The following is a 3,749-nucleotide window of genomic DNA, read 5'->3' as shown; positions in this document are numbered from 1 at the left end:
GCTTGTTAGCTGTAATTGACGATGGCTGGCGAAGGAAAACGTGGACACCCCACCGCTCGAGGCATAGGCTCGGCTGCGGGGAGGTGAGGCCGGTGAGCGATACCACGTGGCCACATTGAACAGGCGGCAGGTGCTGGCGATGCTCGGCGCGGGTGGCGGACTCCTTGGCCTGGGGTACGCACTGCGTGGCGGGGGCGGCATTGCGGTTTCGGAGGCAAGGCCTGACGGTTCGAGCCATGCGGAGAGTCCGCCGCCCAGCCCCGGGGAAGCCATAGCCAGTTTCGGTGATCTGTCGGCGGCGTTTTCACCCGAGTGGACCAGCCCCGCTGTCGCCGCCGACGGGTTCTCGACGGTATCCACTCCGTACGGCGACGGGTTCGAGTTCATAGTGCCCGACTCGAAGGTCGCCCCGTGGGACTCGACGTGCAAAGCGATTCTGGCGGTGAAGAACCCGGCGACGTCGACCATCGGGCGTGAGGAACGCTGGACGTTCCACATGCTGCTGCCCAAGCAATCCCTGGCCGACACGTGGCACACCGGCCTGTTGTGGGAGTTCCACACCAACACGGGTAGCGGCCATCACCTAGCCCTCAACAGCAACTCCACCTTTCGCATCGCTCGTGACATCGCCTCCGGCCCTACCACGTCCTCATACGTCTTCACGACCGGCCCCGCCGTGCCGTGGGGCCAGTGGATGACGGTGAAATTGGAAGTGAAGTGGTCGTATTCGGCGGACGGCTATTACAAGGTCTGGATGGATGACGTTCAGTACGTCGATGCCACCGGCGTGCCGACAGTGTTCGACGGCATCCCGTACCTCCAGTTCGGCTGGTACGCACAGAGGGGCGCCGGAATCACCAACCAGATCCAGTTCGGCGGCATCCGCAGAGAAGAGCTCTGACGCCGACATCTCTAGCGCCGGACATCTCTAGCGCCGGACATCTCTAGCGCCGGACATCTCTAGCGCCGGACATAGAGAAGATTCTCACCGCTCACGATCACGTCGAATTCGTGTTCGGCGAGCACACGCTGAAAATTCCTACTCGTCGCCTGCCCTGGCAAGAGCCAGTCATGAGGCTCGATGAAGATGATCTTGGCGTCGCGGACCCACTCGACGTTCGCACTGAAGAGGTCGGACTCGAAACCCTCGATGTCAATCTTGACGAGGAACAGATCGCATTCGCCATGATGATTCGTGACGATGTCGTTGATGGTGCAGACGGCGATGTCGCCATCACTCGAGCGCCTAGTGGCAAACGCCCAATTCTCGCAATCCTCGTCTACCAACGACACCTTGCCCCGGGCCGATCCGATCGCCATCGGCAGCACTTCGACGTCGAAGGCACTGGTGTTCTCGCAGCAGAGTCGAGCGTTCGATGGTTCTGGCTCGACCGCCACGATCTTCGCTCTGGGGAACTCACGCGCGAAGTACAACGAGGCTGCCCCGATATTCGCGCCGGCATCGACGATGAGTGGACGCCGACCGTGGTGGAGTATCTCCTCGTACCGCCGCTCGATGTCACGCCATTGGGGGATGCAACGCATGTCGTACTGACCGTCGACGAATATCTGCCGAACCGTGGGTTCGTCGGATGAACCGAGCCGCAGTGTCAGTGGCCCCACTCCCTTGATCGGGACCCGCACCATCGGCGACGATCGCGATACCAGACGACGTGCGGCGTAGGGGAAGCCCATGTCGCGCGCCTCTTTCGCGTTGTAACGGATGGACCGCAGGACTCTCATCGTCCGCCTCCTCGACTGCCGCCCTCGTGGGCGACCCTGATGGTTCGGTTCTTCACCGAGCGCAGATGCGGCCAGAGGGGTGAGGACTTCAACCCGCCGATGGCGGCACGACGTGCCGAGAACAGCCGCTTCTCAAGAGCTGTCGCAGTCACCTCACCCCCGCAGACGGACACTGAACCCGTCATCGACCGAAGCTTGTAGTCCTCGTCGCCGACCCCGAGGTCGATGCGTGTGACGCCGTTGGCCGGCGCCGCTGTGATCAACTCGCGCAACAGGATCCATCCCGGAGACACCTGGGAGTGCTCCCGGCTGAAGACCGGGAACCACCAATGCAGGACGTCGCGATCGCGCAGCCCGAAGTGAGCGGCGAGCAGTGTGTCGTCCGCGTACACCGCTGACAGGACGCCTTCGAAGCCATCCACTCTGGTCTCCGCGAGTCGATGCACCAAGTCCCGGTTTCGGGCCAGGGCGAAGAAGTCATACCCGCCCGTTGCCGCATACTGGGCGCGCTTGGTCTCGATCAGCTGATCCAGCAGGCCCGGGTCACGGCAGTCCCAGACCAGGCGGATTTCGCCCAGCTCGCGCGCGGCCCTGTTGGTCACCCTCTTCATCTTGTGCCTGCCTTGCTTGCCGACCCGGGCCAGATAGCCCTCCAGCCCGCCGGTGACGTCGAGGAACGGAGACGGCTGGCGCTCCTCGATCCACGGGTCGAAGTCGGTGCAGCGCTCCTGCAGGAATTTGAATTGCAGTGCGCGCAAACCCGTTTCCCGCACCAACTGGAGAGGATCGATGCGTGTACCTGGCGGCATGATCGGGCCCTGGAAGTCCGCGCCCGGTGTGAGTACCGGGCGCGCCACCCGCCTGCGTACCTGCAGGGGAAACCACACCTGGCGATCGTGGTCGGTGGCCACCTGAACGTTGCCGAACACCGAGTGCACCGCGCCTGCGAATGCGGGGTGGAAGAACGGGCTGGCGAGCGACGGATCCGACTCGCGAACCAGCCGCCACTTCTCCAGTTCCCCCGCGCTGAGCGCGTCGAAATCGATCATGCTCCAGGCCACGTCGGCTCGCTCATCCACGTGCGCCGAACCTTGCTGCAAAACGCGCGACATAATTTGGACTCCATCCCCAGTCTCTTGCTGTTGGGCGCTTCGAACACTTCTGAAGTTCGTCACTCGATCGAGGCGACGTGCTCTGCACTTGCATGCTCGAGGCGATCATCGAGGGTCACCGGTGCCGGAGCTGCCGCGCCGCGGCCGATAGTTCACGCCACGCTGCGGGCGCAAACAGGGCCAGGCCTGCGCCATAGACCGCGAGGTAGCCCACACCCTCCGCCAGCAGAAGCGCTGTGCCCAGCAGAAAGCCGTGATGGTCGGAGCGGATCAGCGTGTGCTCGAGGAGTCCGATCGTGACGGCTGGTAGGGCCACCACGAGAATCGGCGGGACCAGCCGGTGCGCCAGCTCACCGAACGTCACCCCGGCCAGCGGCCGGGCAAGCAGCAGGCTCAGGGCGCCTGCGATGAGGCACGAGATCGACAGCGCCAGGCCGACGCCCATCACACCGAGCGGCAGCAACAGGAACAACAGGCCGATTCCGAGCACAGTGCCAACCAGCGTCACCCAGTGCAGCAGGCGGGTCCGACCGACACCCTTGATCGACTCCATGCCGATCGCCATCAGCGCCACCCCGGGCCCGATACCTGCGAGGGCGACCAGCATCACACCGGCCCCTCGCCACTTCTCGCCGAGCAGCACCGTCACCAGCGGCTCGCCGGCAGCGATGATGAAGCACGCGACCGGGACCATCAGACACCACAACACGTGCAGGGCCCTCAGGAAGGCCGACCGAAACCGCTCCTGATCGCCTGCGAGCCGGGAGAAGGCCGGGAACAGCACATACGACCCGACGTCGACCACCGCCATCTCCGGCAGCGCCCCCAACCGCCGGCCATACCGGTAGTACCCGAGCGCCGTGGCACTCAGTGCCCCGCCGACCACGACCGTCT

At 64.4% G+C, this 3,749-nt stretch carries 4 protein-coding genes; 1 reads left to right on the top strand and 3 read right to left on the bottom strand.

Annotated features, from left to right (window positions below):
• Positions 1 to 106: 106 nt before the first annotated feature.
• Positions 107 to 901: a heparin lyase I family protein gene (locus tag ABW137_RS34425; RefSeq protein ID WP_526407216.1), complete on the top strand. Its 795-nt coding sequence runs from the start codon at positions 107 to 109 to the stop codon at positions 899 to 901.
• A 59-nt stretch (positions 902 to 960) separates the two neighbouring features.
• Here the strand turns inward: ABW137_RS34425 and ABW137_RS34420 are convergent, their stop codons facing one another.
• From ABW137_RS34420 to ABW137_RS34410, 3 genes are all read right to left on the bottom strand, one after another.
• On the bottom strand, positions 961 to 1,743 hold the full coding sequence (locus tag ABW137_RS34420) for an FkbM family methyltransferase (RefSeq protein ID WP_526407214.1): 783 nt from the start codon (positions 1,741 to 1,743) through the stop codon (positions 961 to 963).
• Positions 1,740 to 2,822: a GNAT family N-acetyltransferase gene (locus ABW137_RS34415; RefSeq protein ID WP_526407212.1), complete on the bottom strand. Its 1,083-nt coding sequence runs from the start codon at positions 2,820 to 2,822 to the stop codon at positions 1,740 to 1,742. The genes ABW137_RS34420 and ABW137_RS34415 overlap by 4 nt, the downstream gene beginning before the upstream one ends.
• Positions 2,823 to 2,970: 148 nt before the next feature.
• Positions 2,971 to 3,749: oligosaccharide flippase family protein (locus ABW137_RS34410; protein ID WP_526407210.1), on the bottom strand; the 779-nt coding region annotated here is incomplete at its 5' end.

Source organism: Mycobacterium sp., from assembly GCF_040509115.1.
GTDB lineage: Bacteria > Actinomycetota > Actinomycetes > Mycobacteriales > Mycobacteriaceae > Mycobacterium.
The sequence above is the reverse complement of the archived record's forward strand: the minus strand, read 5'-3'. Positions and strand labels throughout refer to the sequence as shown.

Coding starts and splice junctions, on each gene's coding strand:
- ABW137_RS34420 (WP_526407214.1), bottom strand. CDS start 1,743: ATGAGAGTCCTGCGGTCCATCCGTTACAACGCGAAAGAGGCGCGCGAC.